28 protein-coding genes are annotated in these 24,367 nt (G+C 26.2%); 25 read left to right on the top strand and 3 right to left on the bottom strand.

From position 1 onward, the window contains the following. The first annotated feature begins 11 nt into the window (after positions 1–11). The 12 genes from ABLL_RS12305 (at position 12) to rimM (ending at position 8,959) form a co-directional block, all read left to right on the top strand. Entirely contained in the window at positions 12–1,271 is a 1,260-nt protein-coding gene (locus ABLL_RS12305) for a hypothetical protein (protein WP_014475120.1), read from the top strand. A gap of 39 nt (positions 1,272–1,310) precedes the next feature. Next, positions 1,311–1,805, top strand: a complete 495-nt coding sequence (gene purE, locus ABLL_RS12300; RefSeq protein WP_014475119.1) for a 5-(carboxyamino)imidazole ribonucleotide mutase — start codon at positions 1,311–1,313, stop codon at positions 1,803–1,805. Next, positions 1,805–2,035 carry a glutaredoxin domain-containing protein gene (locus ABLL_RS12295; protein WP_014475118.1) on the top strand — a complete coding sequence of 77 codons (231 nt, stop codon included), beginning with the start codon at positions 1,805–1,807 and terminating at the stop codon, positions 2,033–2,035. Before purE ends, ABLL_RS12295 begins: the two co-directional genes overlap by 1 nt. Continuing rightward, positions 2,036–2,974 carry a glycine--tRNA ligase subunit alpha gene (glyQ, locus tag ABLL_RS12290; protein ID WP_014475117.1) on the top strand — a complete coding sequence of 313 codons (939 nt, stop codon included), beginning with the start codon at positions 2,036–2,038 and terminating at the stop codon, positions 2,972–2,974. Next, positions 2,975–3,730, top strand: a complete 756-nt coding sequence (locus ABLL_RS12285; RefSeq protein WP_014475116.1) for a Nif3-like dinuclear metal center hexameric protein — start codon at positions 2,975–2,977, stop codon at positions 3,728–3,730. Then, positions 3,723–4,442: a zinc ribbon domain-containing protein gene (locus ABLL_RS12280; protein WP_014475115.1), complete on the top strand. Its 720-nt coding sequence runs from the start codon at positions 3,723–3,725 to the stop codon at positions 4,440–4,442. Before ABLL_RS12285 ends, ABLL_RS12280 begins: the two co-directional genes overlap by 8 nt. Beyond that, a complete protein-coding gene (gene waaA, locus ABLL_RS12275; RefSeq protein WP_102043415.1) occupies positions 4,442–5,593 on the top strand; it encodes a lipid IV(A) 3-deoxy-D-manno-octulosonic acid transferase in 1,152 nt (383 codons plus the stop codon). The genes ABLL_RS12280 and waaA overlap by 1 nt, the downstream gene beginning before the upstream one ends. Next, the gene (locus ABLL_RS12270) at positions 5,584–6,339 is read left to right on the top strand and encodes an RNA pseudouridine synthase (RefSeq protein ID WP_014475113.1); all 756 of its coding nucleotides are present in this window, start codon (positions 5,584–5,586) and stop codon (positions 6,337–6,339) included. Before waaA ends, ABLL_RS12270 begins: the two co-directional genes overlap by 10 nt. 153 nt (positions 6,340–6,492) lie before the next feature. Then, positions 6,493–7,845, top strand: coding sequence for a signal recognition particle protein (ffh, locus tag ABLL_RS12265; RefSeq protein WP_014475112.1), 1,353 nt, complete (start codon positions 6,493–6,495; stop codon positions 7,843–7,845). Positions 7,846–7,932: 87 nt separating this feature from the next. Continuing rightward, positions 7,933–8,160, top strand: a complete 228-nt coding sequence (gene rpsP / locus ABLL_RS12260; RefSeq protein ID WP_004511333.1) for a 30S ribosomal protein S16 — start codon at positions 7,933–7,935, stop codon at positions 8,158–8,160. A gap of 18 nt (positions 8,161–8,178) precedes the next feature. After that, on the top strand, positions 8,179–8,418 hold the full coding sequence (locus ABLL_RS12255; RefSeq protein ID WP_014475111.1) for a KH domain-containing protein: 240 nt from the start codon (positions 8,179–8,181) through the stop codon (positions 8,416–8,418). Between the two features lie 4 nt (positions 8,419–8,422). Further along, entirely contained in the window at positions 8,423–8,959 is a 537-nt protein-coding gene (gene rimM / locus ABLL_RS12250; RefSeq protein WP_014475110.1) for a ribosome maturation factor RimM, read from the top strand. 6 nt (positions 8,960–8,965) lie between these two features. Here the strand turns inward: rimM and ABLL_RS12245 are convergent, their stop codons facing one another. The 3 genes from ABLL_RS12245 to flgG are packed head-to-tail and all read right to left on the bottom strand — an operon-like array spanning position 8,966 to position 11,164. Then, on the bottom strand, positions 8,966–9,967 hold the full coding sequence (locus tag ABLL_RS12245) for a hypothetical protein (RefSeq protein ID WP_014475109.1): 1,002 nt from the start codon (positions 9,965–9,967) through the stop codon (positions 8,966–8,968). A 5-nt stretch (positions 9,968–9,972) separates the two neighbouring features. Beyond that, positions 9,973–10,353 (bottom strand): hypothetical protein, encoded by a 381-nt coding sequence (locus ABLL_RS12240; RefSeq protein WP_014475108.1) that lies wholly within the window; start codon positions 10,351–10,353, stop codon positions 9,973–9,975. Positions 10,354–10,375: 22 nt separating this feature from the next. Further along, complete coding sequence (flgG, locus tag ABLL_RS12235) at positions 10,376–11,164, bottom strand: flagellar basal-body rod protein FlgG (protein WP_014475107.1); 789 nt, start codon at positions 11,162–11,164, stop codon at positions 10,376–10,378. Positions 11,165–11,326: 162 nt separating this feature from the next. Between flgG and ABLL_RS12230 the strand changes: the two genes are divergently transcribed. The 13 genes from ABLL_RS12230 to ABLL_RS12170 all read left to right on the top strand — a co-directional run bounded on the left by ABLL_RS12230 (position 11,327) and on the right by ABLL_RS12170 (position 24,298). Next, positions 11,327–11,698 (top strand): response regulator, encoded by a 372-nt coding sequence (locus ABLL_RS12230; RefSeq protein WP_014475106.1) that lies wholly within the window; start codon positions 11,327–11,329, stop codon positions 11,696–11,698. A gap of 14 nt (positions 11,699–11,712) precedes the next feature. Then, positions 11,713–12,657, top strand: coding sequence for a hypothetical protein (locus tag ABLL_RS12225; RefSeq protein WP_014475105.1), 945 nt, complete (start codon positions 11,713–11,715; stop codon positions 12,655–12,657). A gap of 18 nt (positions 12,658–12,675) precedes the next feature. After that, entirely contained in the window at positions 12,676–13,395 is a 720-nt protein-coding gene (locus ABLL_RS12220) for a flagellar hook-basal body protein (protein WP_014475104.1), read from the top strand. Beyond that, complete coding sequence (gene flgB / locus ABLL_RS12215) at positions 13,395–13,802, top strand: flagellar basal body rod protein FlgB (RefSeq protein ID WP_014475103.1); 408 nt, start codon at positions 13,395–13,397, stop codon at positions 13,800–13,802. The genes ABLL_RS12220 and flgB overlap by 1 nt, the downstream gene beginning before the upstream one ends. A gap of 16 nt (positions 13,803–13,818) precedes the next feature. Beyond that, the gene (gene fliF / locus ABLL_RS12210; RefSeq protein WP_014475102.1) at positions 13,819–15,537 is read left to right on the top strand and encodes a flagellar basal-body MS-ring/collar protein FliF; all 1,719 of its coding nucleotides are present in this window, start codon (positions 13,819–13,821) and stop codon (positions 15,535–15,537) included. 10 nt (positions 15,538–15,547) lie between these two features. Continuing rightward, a complete protein-coding gene (gene fliG, locus ABLL_RS12205; RefSeq protein WP_014475101.1) occupies positions 15,548–16,552 on the top strand; it encodes a flagellar motor switch protein FliG in 1,005 nt (334 codons plus the stop codon). Further along, positions 16,552–17,211, top strand: a complete 660-nt coding sequence (locus ABLL_RS12200; protein WP_014475100.1) for a FliH/SctL family protein — start codon at positions 16,552–16,554, stop codon at positions 17,209–17,211. Before fliG ends, ABLL_RS12200 begins: the two co-directional genes overlap by 1 nt. Before the next feature lie 75 nt (positions 17,212–17,286). Then, the gene (locus ABLL_RS12195; protein WP_014475099.1) at positions 17,287–17,574 is read left to right on the top strand and encodes a FliM/FliN family flagellar motor switch protein; all 288 of its coding nucleotides are present in this window, start codon (positions 17,287–17,289) and stop codon (positions 17,572–17,574) included. A gap of 9 nt (positions 17,575–17,583) precedes the next feature. Beyond that, positions 17,584–18,264, top strand: a complete 681-nt coding sequence (locus ABLL_RS12190; protein WP_014475098.1) for a flagellar hook assembly protein FlgD — start codon at positions 17,584–17,586, stop codon at positions 18,262–18,264. A 9-nt stretch (positions 18,265–18,273) separates the two neighbouring features. Next, positions 18,274–19,737 carry a flagellar hook-basal body complex protein gene (locus tag ABLL_RS12185; RefSeq protein WP_014475097.1) on the top strand — a complete coding sequence of 488 codons (1,464 nt, stop codon included), beginning with the start codon at positions 18,274–18,276 and terminating at the stop codon, positions 19,735–19,737. A 74-nt stretch (positions 19,738–19,811) separates the two neighbouring features. Then, positions 19,812–21,914 carry a flagellar hook-basal body complex protein gene (locus ABLL_RS12180; RefSeq protein WP_014475096.1) on the top strand — a complete coding sequence of 701 codons (2,103 nt, stop codon included), beginning with the start codon at positions 19,812–19,814 and terminating at the stop codon, positions 21,912–21,914. A 50-nt stretch (positions 21,915–21,964) separates the two neighbouring features. Then, the gene (locus ABLL_RS12175) at positions 21,965–22,294 is read left to right on the top strand and encodes a hypothetical protein (protein ID WP_014475095.1); all 330 of its coding nucleotides are present in this window, start codon (positions 21,965–21,967) and stop codon (positions 22,292–22,294) included. Positions 22,295–22,306: 12 nt separating this feature from the next. Beyond that, a complete protein-coding gene (locus ABLL_RS12170) occupies positions 22,307–24,298 on the top strand; it encodes a lipopolysaccharide assembly protein LapB (protein ID WP_014475094.1) in 1,992 nt (663 codons plus the stop codon). Positions 24,299–24,367: the final 69 nt, after the last annotated feature.

Raw genomic sequence — 24,367 nt, 5'->3', positions numbered from 1 at the left:
TCTTTTTTATAATGATTTTTTTTAGAGTAACTCAAAATATTAATATAAAAACTACTGATGGAACAATGGTTTATTACTATAAACTTAAATCTCCATCAGAATATGAAAATGAAACTATTTATATAACAACATATGATGATTTTAATGATATAAAAGGAATCTTTTCAAGAGTTGACAAAACAAAATATTTTGCAAAAACTTTAAATGAAAGTAATATTAGAAATATCCCAAACTTCCCTATTGAATTAGGAATTTCTAATATTGATGAATATAAAAAAAGAGAAGAATTAAATCAAATAGATTTTTTTGAATACAAAAAAGTAGATATTTATAAACAATTAAAGAATATAAAAAAAGATGAAATTTCAATTGTATTAATTGGTGGAGTTGGAAATAGTATTAGTGAAGTTATAGCTTCATGTACAGCTTTAAGAATTTTACATAAGAAATTAAAAGATATATACAAAGAAATTAAATTTGATATTTATATCAATGCTTCAAATAATAGCTATTATAGTCGAGATAAAGATATTTATAAAACACAAGATTATATAACTAATATTCTTCCTTTAAGTATTAATTCAAAAAAAATTTGTGAATATGATTATTTCATAGATAATAGCTTAAGTATAAATGGTCTTTTAGATAATTTAAATATTGTAGATGCTTGGCTTTTTAGATTTGGAATAGACTATAAAAAAATAAACGAGTTTGAAAAATATAATATATTAGATATAAGTAAATATAAACCATTAAATTCATTACATTTGAAAATAAAAGAGGCAAAACAAAAAGGTAAATTATTACTTTTTCATCCTTATTCTGCAAATATAAATAAATCAATTCCTCAGGCAATTGCAATAGAATTATTGAAAGAATTATTATTAAAAGTTGAAGATTATATAATAATTTCAACTTTACAAATAGATTCAAAAATCAAAGAAGATAATTATATAGATTTATCAAAAGAATCAAAATCAATAAATGATTTTATGTATATAGTTTCCTTAATGGATAAAATCATTACTACTGATACTTCAACTTATCACATAAGCGATGCTTTTATGATTCCCACAGTTGTTATTTTTACAGATAAAAAATTTGAAAATAAAATAAAGTATTATAAATATATAAAACCAATTTTTTTGAAAGATAAAACGAAAAATTTATCAAAATTCATATATGAAAATGAAAATTTAACAATTAATAAACTAGATGCTTGGAAAAAAGTTAAACTAAATAAGATTATAAAACTATTAGAAATTTTTTGATATAATCTTGAACTTTTAAAAATAAAAAGGAAGAAAATAATGAATTTTATCTCAATATTAATGGGTAGTAAATCAGATTATGAAATTATGAAACACTGTGCTGATACTTTTGAAAAATTTAATGTAAAATATGAATTAGTTGTGTCTTCAGCTCACAGAAGCCCAGAAAGAACAAAAAATTATATTAAAGAAGCAGAAGAAAAAGGTGCAGTTGCATTTATTGCTGCTGCTGGAATGGCGGCACATTTAGCTGGTGCAGTTGCTGCAACTACTACAAAACCAGTTATTGGAGTTCCTATGAAAGGTGGAGCTATGGATGGTATGGATGCTATGCTTTCTACTGTTCAAATGCCTGCAGGTATGCCTGTTGGGACAGTTGCATTAGGAAGAAGTGGAGCTGTTAATGCTGCATATTTAGCAATGCAAATTCTAGCAATTACAGATAAAGAATTATCTACTAAATTGAAAGAAGATAGAATAGTTCAATCTAAAAAAGTTGAAAGTGATTCTAAAGACGTTGAAGTAATTTTATAATGAAGCCAATCGCACTATTTACCCTACCAAATTGTAAATGGTGCGAAGAAGCAAAATTTTATTTCAAAAGCAAAAAACTAAAATATAACCTTATAGATTTATCTAAAAATAAACAAGCATTACAAGATTGTCAAAAACATTGTTCTGGTGCTCCCGTAATTTTGATAGGAAATAGATGGATTTGTGGTTTTGACAAAAATAAAATAAATAAAGAGTTAGGAATTAAATAGATGATTACATTTTCACAAATGCTATTAAAATTACAAGAGTTTTGGGCAAAACAAGGTTGTAATATTGTTCAGCCTTATGATATTCCTGCGGGAGCTGGAACATTTCATCCAGCGACACTTTTAAGAAGTTTAGATTCAACACCTTGGAGTACTGCATATGTAGCACCAAGTAGAAGACCAACTGATGGAAGATATGGAGAAAATCCAAATAGATTAGGTGCTTATTATCAATTTCAAGTTTTAATAAAACCAAGTCCAGATAATATTCAAGATTTATATTTACAGTCTTTGGAATTTTTAGGTTTAGATGTTTCAAGACACGATATAAGATTTGTGGAAGATAACTGGGAATCTCCAACACTTGGAGCTTGGGGACTTGGATGGGAAGTTTGGCTTGATGGTATGGAAGTTACTCAATTTACATATTTTCAACAAGTTGGAGGATTAGCATGTGATCCTGTTGCAGTTGAAATTACATATGGAACAGAAAGACTTGCTATGTATTTACAAGGTGTTGATTCTGTATTTGATATAGTATGGAATGAAAATGAATATGGAAAAACAACTTATGCTGATGTTCATAAAGAGGGTGAGTATGAGTTTTCAAAATATAATTTTGAAGTAGCAAATACAGAAATGTTATTCAGACATTTTGATGATGCATTTAATGAATGTAAAGCTTGTTTAAGTGCAGAATTGCCACTTCCTGCTTATGACCAGTGTATGATTGCTTCACATGCATTTAATACACTTGATGCAAGAAAAGCAATTTCTGTAACTGAAAGACAAAATTATATTTTAAAGGTGCGAGAATTAGCTCAAGGTTGTGCAGTTTTATATAAAGAACAAGAAGTTCAAAGATTAAAAAAAGTTAATAGTATTGCAGCTAAAAAAGCTTTAGAAAATTTAGAAAAAACTAATCCAGAGTTATTTGTATAAATGAAACTTAAAGAAATATATGATGTATTAAATGAAATTTCTCCTTTTGAATTACAAGAAAAATGGGATAACTCAGGTTTACTTGTTGGTTCAAAAGATGATGAAATTGAAAATATTTATATAAGTATAGATTTAGATGAAGAATTAGTATCTAATATAAAAGAAAAATCTTTAGTTATTACTCACCATCCATTGATATTTTCTGGAATAAAAAGAGTAAATTATGATACTTATAGTACAAAAATTTTAAGAGAACTTATAAAAAAAGATATTTCTTTAATATCTATGCATACAAATATAGATAAAACACATTTAAATAAATATGTTGTAGAACATATTTTAGGATTTAAAATAAAAAATTCATTAGAGTTTATATCTTATTGTGATGTAAATATGAATTTTGATGAGTTAATAAAAATTGTATCATATAAATTAGGTTTGAAAATTACAAAAGCAGTAAAATGTAAAGATTTTATAGAAAAGATAGCGATAGTAACGGGTTCAGCTATGTCTTTACTTGATGAAGTTGATGCTGATTGTTTTTTAACAGGTGATATAAAATATCATGATGCAATGGAAGCAAAAGCAAGAAATATCTCTTTAATAGATATAAGACATTATGAAAGTGAAAAGTATTTCAATGTTTTACTTGAGGGGCTTCTTTCAGAATATTTGAAAAAAAATAAATTAAAAGCTATAATAACAGCTTCAAAAAATCCATTTGAGTTTTTTATAGAAGGAGAAACGGTTGAATAAGTATTTACAGGATTTAATCAAATTATCAAAATTTGATACAGCAATTAGTATGTTTGAACCAAAAATTGAGAATGAAAAGGCAAAATTAGCAACTTTTGTTGAAACAGCAGCATCAATTAAGGCATCAATTAACTCGATTTATTTAGAAATTGATGATGTAAAATCAAAAAGAACAAAAAACAATATTCATTTAGGTGAATTAAAAACTAAACTTGAGAACATTGCAAAAAAAAATAAAGATGTTCATAATGAAAAAGAGTTAAAAGCTTTACAGTTAGAAGAAGAAATTGCAAAAGAACAAATATCATTTGCAAATGAAGAGATAGATAGACTTGATAATCTAGCAGTTTCAAAAGAAGAAAACTTAAAAGAATTACAAGAAAAATTAGCAGCTGAAGAGAATGATATAAAAGAAATTCAAGTTGCAGTTGATAATACAATTGAAGAAATTAATAAAGATAGAAATGTTGTTTATCAACAAAGAAGTGAATTATTAGAACAATTTGATAATAAAATTTTAACTTTCTATGAAAAAATTAAAAGATGGGCAAAAGATTCTGCTGTTGTTCCTGTAAAAAAACAAGCATGTTATGGATGTTTTATGAAAATTAATGATAAAACTTATGCTGAAGTTATTAAAGCAGAAGAAATTGTTAATTGTCCACATTGTGGAAGAATTCTTTATAAAGAAGATGAAGAACAAGAGGCTTAATTTTGAGCCTTTTTAGTATATTTTATTACTTATTACTAAGTATTATTTATATACTTGCAATTCCTTATTTAATATTTAAATCAAGAAATACTAAATACAAAAAAGCAATTCCTGCAAAATTTTTTTTAATAGAAAATAGTAGATTCAAAGAAAATGGAATTTGGTTTCACTCTTGTTCTATGGGTGAAACTAAAGCTATTAAACCTTTAATTGAAAACTATAAAGAAAATGCTAATATCTCTGTAATAACTAATACTGGATATGCAGAGGCAAAAACAATCACTTCAAATGTAAGGTATCTTCCCTTTGAAATTTTTTTACCTTTTTGGATTAATAAACAAAAAGTTTTAGTTGTAATGGAAGCCGAACTTTGGTATATGTTATTTTTATTTGCAAAAAAAAGAGGTGCAAAAACTTTTTTAATAAATGCAAGAATTTCTGATAAATCATATAAATCATATAAAAGATTTAGTTTTTTTTATAAAAAAATATTTGATAATATTGATAAAGTTTTTGCACAAAGTGTTGAAGATAAAAAGAGATTAGAAGAATTAGGTGCAAAAAATATAGAAGTAATTGGAAATATCAAACTTGCCCAATTACCTCAAAAAAGATTTAATTTTGAAAAGCCTAAAAGTATAGTAATCACAGCAGCAAGTACTCATGAAAATGAAGAAAAATTAATACTTGATTCTTATGATAAAAAGTTTGGAAAGTTATTGATAGTTCCTCGCCATCCAGAAAGATTTGAAAAAGTTAATTTACTAATTGAAGAGTTTAGAAAAAATAAAAATCTTTCATATCACCGATATAGTAAAAAAGAGAATTTTGATTCTGATATAATATTGGTTGACAAAATGGGTATATTAAATGATATTTATGCAATATCTGATGTGGTTATTTTAGGTGGAGCATTTGAAAAAATAGGTGGACATAATCCTATTGAACCTGCTTATTTTAATTGTAAGTTAATTAGTGGGAAAAATATATTTAACCAAAAATCTCTTTTTGAGTGTATTAAAAATTATTACTTAATTGAGAAAAATGAAATAAGTGATTATTTAGAAAAAATTGATGTGTTAGAAAAACCAATTCTAACAAAAGCAGGTTCAATAGAACCTATTATAAAGGAGATAAATAAGTGGCTGTAACATATGAAAAAGCTTATAAACTTTTAGCCTTACAAGAAAAGATATCAAATTCAAAAGCAAAAGAATTGATAGATATGGGTGTCGTTAAAGTTGGTGACAAAAAAGTTTTAATTGCTAGGGGAGAAATTAGAAGTGACACTAAATTTTCGATAAAAGAAATAAATAAAATAAAAGTAATATTTGAAGATAATGATATTTTAGTTGTTGATAAACCTGCATTTTTAACAGCTGATGATGTTGCTAAAAAATATGAAGGTGCAATATTATTAAATAGACTTGATAAAGAAACAAGTGGTGTTATGATGTTTGCAAAAAATGAAGATTTTCAAAAAAAAGCTATAAAAGAATTCCAAGCAAATAGAGTATATAAAGAGTATGTAGCTATTGTCGAAGGAAAAGTTGTTGAGGAAATTGAAATTGATAAACCAATTTTAACAACAAAAGATAGAGGAATGGCTAAATCTAAAATAGATACAAAAAGAGGAAAACCTGCAAAAAGTACAGTTTATCCACTTTTAGTCGAAGGTAATAAATCAAAAATAAAAATTGTTATTGAATCAGGAAGAACACATCAAATTAGAGTTCATTTAAATTCAGTTGGTTTACCAATAATTGGTGATGCAATTTATGGACGAACTTCATCTAATGTAAATAGAGTTTTACTACATTCTAAAATTACTAAAATATTTGATTATGTTTTTGAATCAAAAGAACCAAAAGAATTTAAAGTGTATGATTTTAATTAAATATTAAGCTTTATAAAATAAAAAGTCCCTATTTTAAGGGGCTTCTCGAAAATAAAAAACTAAAAAAAAACTTAAATAACTGTATCGTTTAAACTAAATTAAAGTAAAACTTTTGTATTATCTCAAACTTTAAATAAATGTGGAGAAAATATTTTGTTTGATTCAATAACAGGTTCAATACGAAACGCAGTAAATAAAATAAGACATCAAGATGATGTTGCAGCTTTAACTAAAGCAACATCAGAGTTAAAAAAAGCTTTATTAAAAGCTGATGTTCATCATAAAACTACAAAAGAACTTATAACTGCAATTGAATTACAAACAAAAAGTGCAGGTATAGGGCAAGATTCTTTTTTAAGATCTCTAAAAAGTGAATTAACAAACTTATTAACTACTTCTGGAAATCAAGGTTTTGTTTTTTCTTCTACTCCTCCAACAATAGTTTTAATGACTGGACTTCAAGGTTCTGGTAAAACTACAACAACAGGTAAATTAGCAAATTATTTGAAAACTAGAAAGAAAAAAGTTTTAGTAGCAGCTTGTGATTTACAAAGATTAGCAGCGGTTGAGCAATTAAAACAAATTGCAGCTCAAATTGACGTTGATATATATTTTGATGATAATCAAACTGATCCAATTAAAATTGCACTAGCAGCAAAAGAGAAAGCTATAAAAGAACATTATGATGTTCTTTTGGTTGATACAGCTGGACGACTTGCAATTGACGAAGAATTAATGCTTCAATTAAAAGAGATTAAAAATGCGATAAATCCAAATGAAATTTTTTATGTAGCAGATGCTTTAACAGGACATGATGCAACAAAAACTGCAACAACTTTTAAAGAAAAAATTGGAATAGATGGTGTTATTTTATCAAAGTATGATGGTGATACAAAAGGTGGAGTAGCTTTATCAATTGCACATCAAGTAGAAGTACCATTAAGATTCATTGGTATTGGTGAAAAAATGCCAGATTTGGAAGTATTTATTCCAGATAGAATTGTTTCAAGATTATTAGGACTTGGTGATATTGAAGGACTTGCTGAAAAAACATCTGCAATTATTGATGAGAAAAAAGCTAAAGAAGTTAGTAAAAAAATAAAAAAAGGTCAATTTAATTTTAATGACTTTTTAGATCAACTTTCAATGATGAGTAAATTAGGTTCAATGAAATCTATTATTGGTATGATTCCTGGACTTTCTGCTATGGCTGGGCCATTGAAAGATATGGATTTTGAGAATTCAACTGAAATAAAAAGAATTAAAGCATTAATTGGTTCAATGACTCCTAAAGAAAGAGAAAATCCAGATTTGATGAATCCTAGTAGAAAAAGAAGAATAGCTATTGGTTCAGGGGTATCTGAAGTTCAAATTAATAAAATTCTAAAACAATTTAAAAATGCTTCAAAAATGGCAAAACAACTTTCTACTAAAGGTGGAATGAAAGGTTTACAAAATATGTTGTCTCAAATGGGACCTGGTGGAATGCCTAAAATTCCAAGATAAAAATATAAATAGTATTGAGCTGTGAACTTATCTTTTTTAAGAAGGAGTTTAGAATTCAATACTATAACTTAAAAAAGGAAAGAAAATATGACAGTAATTAGATTAACAAGAATGGGAAGAAACAAAAAACCATTTTATAGAATCGTTGTAACAGATTCAAGAAAAAGAAGAGATTCAGGATGGATTGAATCAATTGGTTATTTTAACCCAGTTGTTGAACCAAAAGTATTAAAAATTGATGAAGAAAGATATAACTATTGGTTAAGTGTTGGTGCTAAACCATCTGAAAAAGTTAAAAAATTAGCTTCTAAATAATTTTAAATAGAAAATAAAATGATTACTAAATTTATAGAAAATTATGCAAAACTAATTGTTGGTGTGCCTGAAGATGTTACTGTAACAAAAGAGTTAATTGATGAAAATTTTGCTGAAATTACAATCACTGTAAATAGTGTTGATATTGGTAAACTTATCGGAAAAAATGGTAATATGATTAATGCTTTAAAAACTATGGCAAATGGTTGTAAAGCAAAAGATGGTATATCATATAAAATACAAGTAGTAGTAAAATAAATCTATGAATAATAGTAATAATATATATGTTGCTAAACTTGGGAAAGCAGTAGGATTACAAGGTCATTTAAGGCTTTTTATAGATTCTGATTTCCCAGAGCAATTTAAAAAAGGTGCTGTGTTTAGTACAAATAGAAATCTTCAATTAAAAATATTGGAATATAACGCTTCAAGAGAACTTGTAAAATTTGAAAATTATGAGGATATTGATAGTGCAAAAAAACTCACAAATCAAGAACTTTATTCAACTATTGAACAAACAAAAGAAAATTGTAAATTAGCAAAAAATGAATTTTTTTGGTTTGATTTAATCTCATGCAATGTTTTTGAAAATGATATTAAATTAGGTACAGTTAAAGAGGTACATAGATATCCATTAAATGATTATTTGGAAATAATTACAGATATTGAACTTGTTAATAAAGGCTTTCCAAAAGTTTTTTTAATACCTCATATATTTGATAAATTTATATTAAATATTGATATAGAAAACAAAATAATTAGAGTAAATAATTCATTTGATATTTTAGAAAATTCTTAAGATTATTTAATAGTTACATCTTCTATCAAATTCCTCTTTAGTAAATTCTAATTCATAAGCTTGTTCAAAATTATTATCAATTAATTTATCCAATAAATCTTTTCTCTCTGATTCACTTTTAAATGGTCCATAATATAATTCTATTCTATTTTTGTCATCTCTACATAAGATAATGTTTGGATTAATTGAAGATACTTTATCTAAATATTTTTTATATAAAACACCTTTTATTTTTGCTACATTTATGAATTTCAAAAAAACATCTTCATTTGTAGTTTCTGTATTTGAACTTATACTTTTGTTTTCTTCTGTTTTAAGTTCAATATTTAGATTATCAATTTGCTCTTGACTTTTAGGTATTTCATCTGTATTTTGGTTTTGTTTTATTAATAATTCTTCTTTTACTTTTAAAGCTTCTTGTTTTAAAGCTTCTAATTCGGCTTTTTCATTTTCAAGCTCAATTTTTTTCTTTTCTAAAGCATCTTTTTCTTTTAATAATGCTTCTTCTTGTATTTTTAATGCTTCTTCCTCTTTCTTTTTCTGTTCTTCAATTAATTTTTTTTCATTTTCAATTTTTTCTTGTTCTTCTGTTTTTTCTTGATTAAGATTCTTATTTGTTAAATAAGATAGCTGTTCATTAAGTTTTTTTGAATTAATATCTTTAAAATCAAATTTATATTCTTCTTCCTTAGGCATCTGCTCAGAAACAGAAGTATTGTTGTTTTGCTGAATCTCTTTTTCTTTTGGTTTAAAAAAGCCCATAAAATATAGAATTGCTCCCACAATAATTAATAAGATTAAAAGAATTATAACACCTAATAAAATCTTTTTTAATGGATTCTTTTTCTCTTTTTTAATAAATTCTTCTTGTATCTCTTTTATGTTATTATTCGGTGATTCTTCATCATTTAGAGGAATATTTATTTGAGATTCATTTGTATCAAAAGAACTATCATTTGAAGTTGTTTCTGAACTGTCATTTTCTATAACTTTATTATCTTCAGGCATCTCTTTTACTCTTTATCAAGTTTATTTTGTTTTTCTTTTAATCTTTTATAATACTCTATTCTATAAGCTTTTAGTTCTTCTTTTTTTCTTTCTCTATATTCTTTATTGTATTCAAGTATTTTTTCTTTATTTTGCTCATAATATTCTTTTTTTAAATTTTTATATTCTTTTAATTTAGATATTATTGATTCTTTTCTATCATCAATATATTTTTTTTGCTCATGGGCAATTTCTTTTATTTTAGAAAAAAAATTTAAATTATTAAGTTCAGCTTCATAATCTATCTCTTTTTTAGCAATTTTACTTTTTAAGTAATACTCTTTTTTTTTCTTTTTATGAGCTAAAAAATTTTCTTTTCTAAGTTTTTTTAATTCTTCTAAAGTCATATATTAATACAAACTAACTAAATTAATTTTTTAATCTATTTACCGTATCAAGCATACTATCTGCTGTAGTAATTGCTTTAGAATTTGCTTCATAAGCACGTTGTGCTGTAATTAAATCAACCATTTCATTTACTAATTTTACGTTAGAAGTTTCAATCATACCTTGTTGTACACTTCCAAATTGATCAGTTGTTGGATTACCTTCAAGCACATCTCCTGATGCGGCACTTTGCATATATAAAGATTCACCAAGAGGAACTAATCCGGCTGGATTTATAAAATCAGCAAGAGTTATTTGTCCTAAATCAACAGTATCATTTGTTTGTGCATCTTTTGCTGTAACTGTTCCATCCTTAGCAATTGTTACATCAGTAACATTATCAGGAATTACAATTTCAGGAGATAGTAAATAGCCATTTCCATTTACTATTGAACCTTCTTCATTTAATTTAAAATTACCATTTCTTGTATAGGCAGTTTCTCCACTAGGTAATGTTATTTGGAAGAAACCTTTTCCCTGTATAGCTAAATCAAGATCACCTGCTGTAGGTTTTAAATCACCTTCTGTAAAGTTTTTTTGTATGTTAGAGATTCTAACTCCAAGTCCAACATCAATACCTGTAGGATTTATTGTTGTTTGAGTTGTTTGTCCAGCGGTATAATTTAATGTTTCATACATTAAATCTTGAAATTCGGCTCTATCTTGCTTAAATCCAGTAGTATTAACATTTGCAATATTGTTAGATGTAACATCAATTTGATGTTGCATTGAATTCATTCCTGTAGCTGCTGTATAAAGTCCTCTAATCATAGAAAATCCTTTAGTTTTACTTATCTTTAATTATATTTTAAGAATAATTAAATTTAGATAAATTGTATAAATTATTTTTATAAATATTAAGTGTAAATTTAAAACAAATTATATATAATGCATATTTACTGAAAAGATTTATTTAATTATAAGGGATAGTTGATGAAGATTCTAATAGTTGATGATAGCTCTACAATGAGAAGAATCATTGGAAATGTAGTTATGCAATTAGGATTCGCTAGAGAAAATTTCGAAGAAGCTGAAGATGGATTAAAAGCTTGGAAATTACTTAGTGAAGCTCATTATGATGTTATACTAACAGACTGGAATATGCCAAATATGAACGGTTTAGAATTAGTAAAAAAAGTTAGATCTGAGGGAACACATCAGAAAACGCCAATAATAATGATTACAACAGAAGGTGGAAAAGGTGAGGTTATTGCTGCTTTAAAAGCAGGAGTTAATAATTATATCGTTAAGCCATTTAATGCAGAAGTTTTGAAAGAAAAACTTGATGGAGTATTGAAAAAATAATATAAGGTCTTATCATGAGTATGAGTCAAGAAGAGATAGAAGCTTTAATGAATGGTTTGGACATTGCAGATGATAATAGTGAATCTGAAGATGTAACTGAAACAGCAAAAGTGAATACTAAAGAAATTGAAGAATTATTATCTCAAACGGAAGATTTAAAAGAAGATATAAATACAGAAGAAATATCTGTTTCTAAAATTGATGAAAATAATACTAATGAAAATGAAATTGATAGTTTTATAAAAAATAGTGAGTTAGAAGATTTACTAAATGATATTGAATCAAGCCCTTCGAAAGAAGAAGCAGTTGAAGAGATATTACCTATTGAAGATGAAGTAAAAACTGAACCTTTAGAAACAAAAAAAATTGAAAGATCAGAAGATGATATTGTGAAAGATTGGACTTCAACAAAAATAAATGAAGGAGTTTTTCCTTTGCCTGCTGAGAAAGATACAAAAGTTGTTAATCAGCTTACCCAAGTTGCTAATGATTCTGAAGAAAAAGTTTCTCAGATATTTGATGTTTTAAGTTTAACTTTAGATAACAATAATGAAATTAGAAAAAGTTTTAAAGAATATGAAAATTTTATAAATTCTCAAATAAATTTATTAACTTCTTTAAATAATAAATTTCCAAACATAAAAGTTTTTGATGGGTATTTACATAATGCAAATATAATGAACAGTTCATTAGTTAACTTAAAAAATTTATTAAATGAAGAAGATAATAAAATTTTTCAAGCAATGGAATTAATGCAATTTAATGATATAAATAGACAAAAAATCGAAAGAGTAATGTCTGTTATTAGAAAATTATCTTTATATCTAAACAATTTATTTGAAGATGATGGTAACTCTAAGGATATTGCTGTTGCCAAACATATTCATGGCGATGACACAGATGATTTAATAGGTGATGATTTAGATAAATTGATAGCTGAATTTTCAAACAATAAATAATAAAAGGGAGAATATAGTATGAATCAAGGTGTTTATCCTCTTGCTGCATCGATGATTAATCAAATTAATCGTTTAGATCAAATTAGTAATAATTTAGCAAATGTAAATACTTATGGATTTAAACAAGAAGGTACAACAGAGACAACTTTTAATTATTATTTAGAAAGAATGCAAGCTGAAAATAAAGCACCTACTAAAATAAATGAAGTAACAAATAACATTCCTAAAATTGATTCAAAATATATTAATTCAGAAATGGGGCCTATTGTTATGACTGGGAATACTTTAGATTTTGCTTTAAATGCATCTGATACATTTTTCAAAATTCAAAATTCAAATGGAGATATAGTTTATACAAGAGATGGTGCATTTAAGAATTTGGATAACTTTTTAGTTGATTCAAATGGAAATAATGTGTTAAATGCAGATAATGAACCTATTGTTATTGAAAATGGCTTTGAATCACAAGTTGGAGTTGTAAAAATCCCATATACTAATTTAGAAAAATTAGGAGATAATACTTATAAGATAAAAGATCAAAATGATATGGAAGTCTTTGAAAATAATGATAATATGGTTGTTCAAGGTGCAATAGAACAATCAAATGTAAATTCAGTTAGTGCAATGGTAGAATTAATTGATGCACATAGAAGATTTGAACAATCTCAAAAAGCAATAAAATCAATTGATGAATTAAATGCAGGCTTAATAGAAAAAATTGGGAGCAATACTAAATAATGGAAGCAAGTAGTATATCTAGCACACTTTTTAATCAGTTAAATTTTAGAGGAGAAAGACAGAAAGTTATTTCAAGTAATATTGCTAATATAAATACTCCAAATTATAAAACTAAAGATTTAGTATTTCAAGATGAATTAAATAATGCTTTATTTAATAATAGTTTACAGTTAAAACAAACAAACTCAAAACATTTGTCAACAGTAGATCCTTTATCAAATAATACAAATCCTAAATTGGTAAATGTTCAGGGATTAGAAGAACAAAATGATGGAAATAATGTAAATTTAGATAGCCAAATGAGTGAACAAGCCAAAAATAAAATTATATTCGATGCAATTCAATCATCAATAAAAAGAGATTCAAGATTATTTAGATCAGTGGTTGAATCTTCTGCAAAAAATTAATTAGGATAAGTATTTAATGGATCAACTTTTAAAGTTTATAAATAATTTAAATGCAGCACAAAGAGCTGTAATAATAGGAGGGTTTTCTCTATTATTTATTTTATTGGTTGGATTATTAATTTATTCTAGTGTAAAAGCAGAAGATAAGAAATTAAATTACACGATTGCATCAAACTTAACAAAATCGCAGGTTATGCTTGCTAGCGATGAACTTGAAGCTTCAGGAATTCAATTTGCTGTTGTTGGATCAGGAAATAATTTGACGTTAAAAACTTCAAAAGAGTTTATAAATATTGCAAAAATTAAATTAGTTACAAGTGAAGCGGCAACAAGTAAACATGTTGGTTGGGAAATATTTGAAAAATCATCTTTAGGTACAACAAATTTTGAGAATAAAGTAAAATATCTAAGAGCACTTGAAGGTGAATTGTCTCGTTCTTTAGAATCGTTAACAGGTGTTTTACGAGCTAGTGTAAAAATAGCTATTCCAAAAGATACAATTTTTACTGAAAAAAAAGGTGACACGACAGCTTCAGCTATGTTATCATTAAAACCTGGCGTTTTTTTAACTCAAAAGCAAATAGATGGAATTAAAAATTTCATTGCATCAGCTGTTCCAGATTTGAAACATGAAAATATTCAATTAATTGATCAAGATGGAAGTTTACTTGAAATGTCAGCTGATGATATAAATAATCAAAAATCTACTACACAAAATAAATACAAAGAGAATTTAGAAGAAGATTATGCAAAGAAAATAGTTGCTCTTTTAGAACCATTTGTAGGAGTTGGTAGAGTTGTAGCTAAAGTTACTGTATCCTTAGATTTTGTAAAAAAAGATGTTGAAGAAGAGATATATAATCCAGAGGGAAGTATTCGTTCACAACAAGTAATAGAAAATACATCTAATTCTCAAGGAATGCCATCAAATACTGGAGGTGTTGCAGGTGTAGATAATAATATTCAAACACCTACAACTGGTACTGGTAACACAAATATAGCTTCAAATAACGAAGGAACAAATACTGTTACTAATTATGAAATCTCTAAAAAAGTTATTAGTCAAAAAGATAATAACTATACAAATATAAAAAGAATAACTGCAGCTGTTACATTTGATTCATCAGTTTTAAAAGATATTCCAAATAAAGATGAATTTATAACTTCTTTAGAATCTGTTGTTCAAGATACGATAGGTTATGATAAAGTAAGAGGAGACAAAATTACTGTTAAAGACTTTAAATTTATTGGTGTTAAACCATTGGATCAAGTTGCTCAAACAGTAGATGCAAATGGTAATGCAGTGGTAATTGATAATGAATCAGTAGATACAATTTCTATGATAAAGTCTATTCTGAAAGATTTTAGTGAATATATACAATATTTAATTGCTGCAATATTATTATTTATATTTTATAAGAAATTTATTGCTTCAAATGATATTGTAATTTTAGGTGATGGAACAAGACAAAAAGTTGATGGTGATGATGAAAATTTAGTTAAAGATATGTTAACTGATTATGAAAATGAATTTGATTCAAGTACTGCACAAGGACGATTAAAATCAAAAGTAAAAAGCCAAATATTAAATAATATTGAAGGTTTAGATGAAGAATCAGCTGCAAGATATGAAGTATTTATTGAAGAATTAGATAAAGAGATAAATAATAATCCTGCAGAAGTTGCAAGAATGATTGAATTATTGTTGAATGAGGGTAATAGTAATTTTAAATAAAGGCTAAAGAATGGCAGAGACAAAAGAAAATGATATTCTAAGAGGAATGTCTATGATAGAAAAAGTTGCAAGATTCTTTGTCTTAATTGGTGAAGATTCAACTGTTAAAATTTTTCAACATTTACCAAAAGAAATGGTAGAAAATATTTCTACATCAATTACTCAAATATCATCAATAAATAAAGATATTTCTTTAGCAATATTAGAGGAATTTCATTTATATGCAAGAACTAAAAGTTTTATAAGTTCTGGTGGTTATGATTTTGCAAGAGATATTTTATATAAATCTTTAGGGAAAGCTGAAGCAGATGAAGTTTTAGCAAAACTTTCAAGAATGAAGCTAGCTTCACAAGCATTTTCATATCTTGATGGTATAAATCCAAAACAATTAAGTGATTTCATTAAAGATGAATCTCCTCATACAATAGCAGTAATTTTATCACATATGGAACCTTCAAAATCAGCTGAAGTTCTAATGCAACTTGATGAAGAAATAAGAGTAAAAGTAACTATCCAGATTGCAACTATAAAAGATGTATCTCCTGATGTTGTAAGAACAATTTCTTTAGTCTTAGAGAAAAAACTTGAATCTTTATTATCATCAATTATTGATGTAGGTGGAGTAAAAGTTGTGGCTGATATGTTAAATAAATTGGGACCAAAAGCTCAGGATATACTTAAAAATATAAATGGTATAGATACTTCACTTGCAACAAAAATTAAAGAAAATATGTTTGTATTTGAAGACTTATTAAATTTAGATACAGAATATATTATGAAAATTTTACAAAATGTAGAAACAGCAGATGTTGTAATTGCAATGAAGAATGCAACTGAAGACGAAATGGAAAAAGTTACAAATTCTATGTCTCAAAGGGCTAGAGATAGATTTAAAGAAGAGTTTGAAATGTCAAATAAAGTTAAAATCAAAGATATTGAAGCCGCACAAAGAAAAATGTTAGATGTTGCTCAAAAAATGATTGAAGACGGATTAATTGATAGAGAGAATAACTAATGGCTGATAATGTATACTCAAGTGCAAGAATAATAAGTAAAAATGATGATGTTCAAAAATATGAATTGGGAAATTTTATTAACAATAATATTGAAACTAATACAGTAGGTAATTCTAATGCAATTTTGGATGATAGAGAAATAAATGGTAAAGTGGATCCTTTATTAATTGAAGTTAGAAATTTAAGTGCAAAATTAAATGAAATATCAGCAAAAGTTACAAATATAGAAAATGATGGAATTAAGGGCAAAGATATTGATGCACAAGTTGTTCAAGCAATAAAAGATCTAAAAAATTATGCTGCATTTTTCGAACAAGCAACTTTTCAAATGGAAACTAAATTATTGAAAACTTCTATTTCTATTGCACAAAAAATTATAAACATAGAAGTTGGAGAAAATTCAGCAAAAATTGCAAAACAAACAATAAATCATTTACTTGATAAAATAAAAACTGCATCAAAAGTACAAATACATCTAAACCCAAAAGATTATGAAATATTAAAATCACAATTAAATTTAGAACCTTTTATTGAACTACATCAAGATCCAAATGTCATAGCAGGTGGGGTAGTAATTGCAAGTGATTTAGGAAATTTTGATGGGAATATTGAATCAAAAGTCGCTTCAATGTTAGAGTCCTTAGATTTAGTTATATAATTAAAATTGTTTGATTAATAAAAATAGTACAACTTTATGATATAATTTAGTAAAATAATTTGGTAAAGTATTTAAATGGAAATTAGTGAAAGAGATTATGATTTATTAGTAGATACTGAGATAGTTGTTGATGTGATGTTAGGCAATACAAATATAACTATTTCAGAATTTCTTAAATTGACTGATGGAGATATAATTTCTTTACATAAACCAGCAGGTTCTGGTGGAGAAATATATGTAAATTCAAGAATCATAGGTACAGGTGATATAATAGTAATTGATGATAAATTAGCTGTTAGAGTTCAAGATTCTATGGATTCAGATAATGTTGTTAGATATTTCTTTGAAGAACATATGATATAGGAGAATAAAATGGCAGAAGTTTCAGTTAGTTCGGCAGTTGGAGTTGATGGTAATTCTTATACAACTTCAGTTAGTAATGATCAGTTGACAAGTAATGATTTTTTAAAATTAATGATACAAGAATTAAAATTACAAGATCCTACAAAACCTATGGATTCAGCACAGATGTTATCTACTCAAATGCAAATGTCAACATTGAATACGAATCAAGAAATGATAAAAGCAATGCAAGAGATGCAAACTGCATATTCTCAAACGGCATTATCAAATGCAACAGGAATTATAGGTAAAAATATAGAAAGTGGAAATGTTGGAGAAGATGGAGTAACTAAAGCATATACTGTAAGATCAATTGAAAATGTAGATGGTGAAATACAAGTAAAAGCTCAACAAATCTTATATCTAGAAGATAAAGTTATTTTAAAAGATCCAGCTGATTCTTCAAAAAATGAAGTAGTAAATTATAATATAAATGGTGAAATATTAGATGAAAATGGAGAAAAAACAGGTAAAAAAATAGTTTTAACTGCTCCAGGAACACCTTTAGTTAGTGATGGAAAATTAACATTACTTGATGAAAATAATGAAATAATAGCTGAACATAACTATGCATTAGCTGGAGTTTCTACAGCAGTTTATTCGGATGAATTAACAAGTTTACCTTTTTCATCAATAACAAAAATATTTTAAGGATTTTAAATGATAGGTGCATTATGGAATGGTATGTCAGGTATTTCAACTTATGACAAAGCAATATCTGTTGAATCAAATAATGTATCTAATGTTAATACTGTAGGTCATAAATTAGACAATATAACATTTGAAGATATGTTATATAAATCAGGATATGGAAAAGGTGTTGGAACTCAAAGTATTGATAAGCAATTTACACAAGGGAATATTAAACCAACTAATGTTAACTTAGATGTTGCTATAGAAGGAGATGGTTTTTTTGTAGTTTCGCAAAGAACAAATGGAGATATCTTTTATACAAGAGCTGGAGATTTCCAACAAGCAGAAGATGGTTTACTTGAAACTCAAGATCATATGAAAGTTTTAGGATTAACTCCACAAAATAGAACAGTAATTTCTTCTGATGTAGCTGATAATATATTTTCTAATGAATTTTCAAAAAATTTAGCATCAATTGATGTTAATTCAAATAAAACGGTTTATAATATAAATGCTCGTGCAACAGATTATTATACTTCAGCAGTTGATGATACTGAAAATGGTAATAATTATAAAACAGCAAGTTCAAAAATAAATGATGTTGAAATGATGATAAGTGATTATGTAGAAAAATTAAAACTTTTTCAATCTAATCCAGATGCTCAGTCTTTATCTTCAACTACACAATCTTCACAAGTAAATTTTTCTTCACAATTAACTCAATTAGTAGATGAAAATGATTATTTATCTGTAACAATAAATAATAGTCTAATAAGACAAAATTTTGATACTGATATTGAAACAACATTAAAAAAGTTATCAGATAAAATATCTAATATACAGGGATTAACTTCAAATGTTGATTTTAATTCAGGAGTTTTAAATATACAAGGAATGGTTCCAGGTAAAGAATTTAATTTAGTAGATGCAACAGTTAATAATGAATTTGTCAATGTAACAAAAGTTCAAAATGCAATTTTAGGATCTGGATTATCAATGGTTGAAAGTTCAAGAAACGCATTAAAAACAGCAATTGAAAATGCAGGAGCAAAATTTTTAGAAATTTCTAATATTTTAGCTTATGGAGATAATTCTGTAATAGGTAGTAATGAAATTAATCTTAGATTAAATGCATTAGGATTAGTTCAAGATGTAAAAGGAGATATTTCAATTTCTGATGATGGATTTGTCTATGTATCGAATAATAATAATGATTTTTTAGTAGGGAAAATAGATACAGCTGGTTTCAAAAATGTTCAAGGACTTAGTGCTGCTGGCGGTAATAATTATAGTGTGACAAAAGAATCAGGAGTTGCTTTTAATGCAAATGATTTAAATAAAGTTATACCTAATTCTTTAGAAAATGCAAATGTTAATTTTGGTAATACATTAAGTACTTTGTTAATCTATCAAAAAGCATTTGAAGCTAATTCTAAATCAATAACAACTTCTGATGATTTTATAAAAACTGCTATTGATATGATAAAGTAGTGTTTTTATATTAGTACTATTACTAGTATTAATATATGAACATAAGTTCATTAAACCTTAAAAAAGGATAAGATATGATAGGCGCATTATGGACAGGAATCTCAGGATTATCGTCACACCAACAAGCACTAGATAATGAAGCAAATAACATAGCAAATGTAAATACAATAGGATATAAAGCCTCAAGAATATCATTTGCAGATCAAATGTATCAAAATAAGATAGGTAAGGGATCAATCGTACTAGATGCAGAAAAATTGTATGTGCAAGGTGGGACAAAAACAACAGGCGTAGACTATGATATGATGTTAGAAGGTGATGGATTTTTTACAGTAATAAATAAAAATACGCTAGGAACAGCAGAAACCTTCTACACAAGAGCAGGAAACTTTAGAATGGGGGATAATGGAACCTTACAAGATTCTGGTGGATATGAAGTACAAGGTTGGATGATGAGTCCAATAGATAGCCAAAATGATGTAACAAGCACAAATCCAAATGTTAGTTTATTCACAAATGATTATACAAAATTATTGGGAACAAAAATCATAAGACATGGAACGTATATAGAGACAATAACTGCAAAATCAACAGATTATGATTTGACAGCAAAATCTGACTCAACAACAGTATTTAGTGGAGATGGAGCAAAAACAAAATCATCAAAATTATCAGATATTGAAGCAGCAATAAAAGATTATACAAGTTGGTTACAAAAATTAAAAGAAGAACCAGATGCTTTTTCTTCTGCATCTACAGCACAAGTTTCACAGGTAAACTTTAAATCAGGAACAGATTCTATAATTGGAAAAGAGAGTGACCAAGTATATGTAGTAATAAATGGTAATAAATGGTCACAAAATTTTATACAAACAAATTCAACACAAGCATTTAGAGAAGATTTATGGAATTCAATGAGTGCAGCAGATAGAACTGCAGAAGGATTAACTGATCCCGCAACATTAATTCCTGCACCATCTCCAACAACACCAGCATATGAAGCAGCAATAGCAGCATATGATAAAGCAGCAGGGAAAATAGCAACATATAAAGCATTAGCAGATGAAATTTCGAATAAAGAGCCAGGATTAGTAGCAACAATGGCAATAGATTCTGGGCATGCTGATGTGTTTAATACGACAGAGACATATACTGATTCTACAAATTTAGCAGATATGTTAAAAGGGATAATTCAAATAAAATCGTTGATACCTGGAGAAGAATTTAAAATAACAGAAATAGGAGAACAATCAGGAGAGACAACTATACAAGGTAATTTTCAATCAACTGGATTAGCAAAAAAAGGTTCAGGTATAGCAGGATTAGAAACATCAAAAGATGCATTATCAAGATTGATAACAGGAAAACAACAAGATGTTTATACTCCTCAAGATTTGAAAATAGGAACAGCAACAGATTTTACATATGGAATAACTATTTATGATAAAGAAATAGGACAAAATATACCTATTCCTAATGATGGTGCAACTCCTCCTCAATCTCTTCCAATAAACTTTACAGGTGTAGCTACTATTGATGATATTATTACTGGAATAAATTCTGATCCAAATTTATCAAAATATGTAGAAGCAAGAAATGTAAATGGAAATTTAGTAATACAAACGCTTGATTCTAATTATGATGTTGAATTTACAAGTATAATGAAATATGATAATGCAGGTACTTTAACACCAATAGATGTAAATGCAAATTATTCTGGAAGAGAAGGAGCTGGAGCAGAGTTTATAGAAATTATAAATAAAGTAGACCAGACAGCATCAAAGGGAAGTTTACAATTAAGACTTGACACATTGGGATTAACTGATTCAGCATTTGGTTCATTTTCTGTAGATAGTACAGGATTAATAACAATGAAACAAGATGGTGTAGAGTTTGCAATAGGACAAATTGCAATAGCAAGATTTAATAATAATCAAGGATTAGAATCAGTAGGTAACAATCTATTAGCAAAAACGAATGAATCAGGAGAGCCAGAGTATAATTTAAATAATAATAAAATGGCAGAAGTAAGAGGAAAAACATTAGAATTAAGTAAAGCAGATTTAAGTGAAAGTTTAGTAAATTTGATGGTATTTCAAAGAGCATTTGAAGCAAATGCAAAATCTATCACAACATCTGATGAGTTATTAAATACTTTAATCAATTTAAAAAGATAATTTCATAAATAGAGTAATTTTTTACTCTATTTATTTTTAGTAGGGTAAATTTGGAAAATTTTTTATTAATAGCAGTACTTGGAGTATTAGTACTTTATTTCTTTTCTAGTGCAAATGTTTATAAATCTTTGTATAAAAAAGTTAATGAAGAAAAAAATCTTATACAAGAAGATATGGCGAAATTAGAAAGTCTAATAGACAGATATGAAAAACAAGTAAAAATTAGCTCAAATACGTTAAAAACAAATCAAGGAAATTTACAAGTTGCAAGAGATGATTTACAAGAATTAAGACTTGAAAATATGAATTTAAAAAGTAGAGTTGATGATTTAGAAAAAAGAAATGAAGAGTTATATGCTCAAGTTAACGCAATGGTTTAGGCATAAATTTGTATGAAAATTTTAAATAAAGTATTTTTTCTTATTTCTATATTATCTGTTACTTATGCAAATGATTTGATTGAATCTCAACCCGAGATAATTTTTCAATTTGAAAAACTTCAAAAATCTCAAGAAAATTTAGCATTACAAATAGATTTTAATAAAGCTGTTTTACATTTAAGTAAAAATGAATACGAAGAAGCTATAGAACTTTTTAAAAAAACATCATCAGTACTTGAGGTGCCATCTTATTTAAATATGGGGATTGCTTATTATAAATTGGGTTCAATTGATAATGCAATTGTATATTTAAATAAGATTTATGAAAAAGATTCAAATATAAAGAATAATACTTTCTCTTATATGTCTGCTTGTTTTTATTTATATCAGATTTCAAAAGACAATAAATATCTTGATACTATTGTAAAAGTTTCTAAAAAATATAAAAATCTTTCTGAACATACAAAAAGAATGTTAGCTGATACTTATATTATTCTAAAAGAGTACGAAAATGCTTTGGAAGTTTTAAACTCTATGGATTATACTATGGATTTGAAAAAAGCTCTTATTTATATAAAATTAAAAGATTATGAAAAAGCTGCTTTGTTACTTAGAAAAGCAAAAGAACAAAATGTAAATCCAAATACATTAGATAAAATATTATGGATATTAAGTTTTACAGATCTGAAATCAAATAAATTGGATCAATTAAAAGAAACATTAGATTTAATAAATGAAAGAAGAAACACTTTTAAAGCAAATCTTGAGCTTCCTCTTGAAATATATTTTAATCAAAATAAATATACTTCAAAACAATATTTGGATTCTGTTTTAAAATTTGATGAATCAAGAAAAATCGATTTTATTTTTTACTTTGCTCCTTTTATATTTTCAGATTCTCAAGAAATAATTTATGATACTGTAAAAGGTTTTATTTATAATCAAAAAGAAAATATATTAAATTTAGAAGAGATGGTAGATTACAATTCAAAATTTCTTAAAATTGTAAAAGAAGATCCAATTATTAGAGTTACAGAATTGAAAAAAATGTTAACTAAAGATACTAAATCATATATTTATTATAATCTAGCACTTTCATGTGCACAAATAAATGACTTTCATAATGCATTTAAATATTTTGAAAAAGCTTACAAATTAAATCCTGGAAATAAACTTTATTCAACAATGTTTTTGATAACAGCAAATAGAATAAATGTAAAAATAAAAGATAAAGAATACATTGAAACAACTATAAAAACAAGTAATGGATTGTATAATTATTTTGGAAAAGAGATTTATAAACTTTTTTTAAATCCTCAGTTTACATCAGCTGATCAACCTTTGACTTATCAAAATACAATTTTTTATAAAGCATTAGATTTTTTAAAAACAATGAATGAAAATAAACCACTGCTAAATCATATGTTATTAGATGAATATATTAAAGATCCACTTACATTTTTAATTAGATTGGTTCAAAGAAGAGATAATGAAAATGATTATGCATATTATGCAAGATTACAAGATTCTATACCTTTAACATTGAATAACAATTTTTTAGAAGGTCCACTTATTATTACACGTTATTATATTGATATTTTAAAAGCTTTAGGGATTTTTTATAAAGCTGATTTAAAAATTACAGGTAAAAATACACCATCTTATCTTAGAACAAAAGCATTAAGAGATTTACATTTTAATTTACCCGATGAAACAATTAAAACTTTAGAATATTTACAAAGTGAATATAAATTAGAAGATAAATATACAATGTATTTAATGGTTGCAGCTTTACTTGAAGCTGGAAGATATAATGATGCTTCTATTCAAATATCTTTAATCAAAGCAATCTTAAATGATCCAGATGCAGATTTTTTAACTGCAATTCAGCTTATTCAAGAGCTAAAAATATCAAGTGCAAAACAATTTTTAAATCAACCTTATTGGGATTCTTTAATTGATTTTAAACTTGTTGGTTTTGATGAGTATCTAGAATCTCTATAGTTTATCCATAAAATCTTAAATAATTTAATTTTTTTCTGCTATAATAATCTATATTTGTTATTTTTCAGG

Origin of the sequence: Arcobacter sp. L, assembly GCF_000284235.1 — a bacterium.
GTDB lineage: Bacteria > Campylobacterota > Campylobacteria > Campylobacterales > Arcobacteraceae > Aliarcobacter > Aliarcobacter defluvii.
Note: the sequence above shows the minus strand (reverse complement) of the source record. Positions and strands in the feature narration are given on the sequence as shown.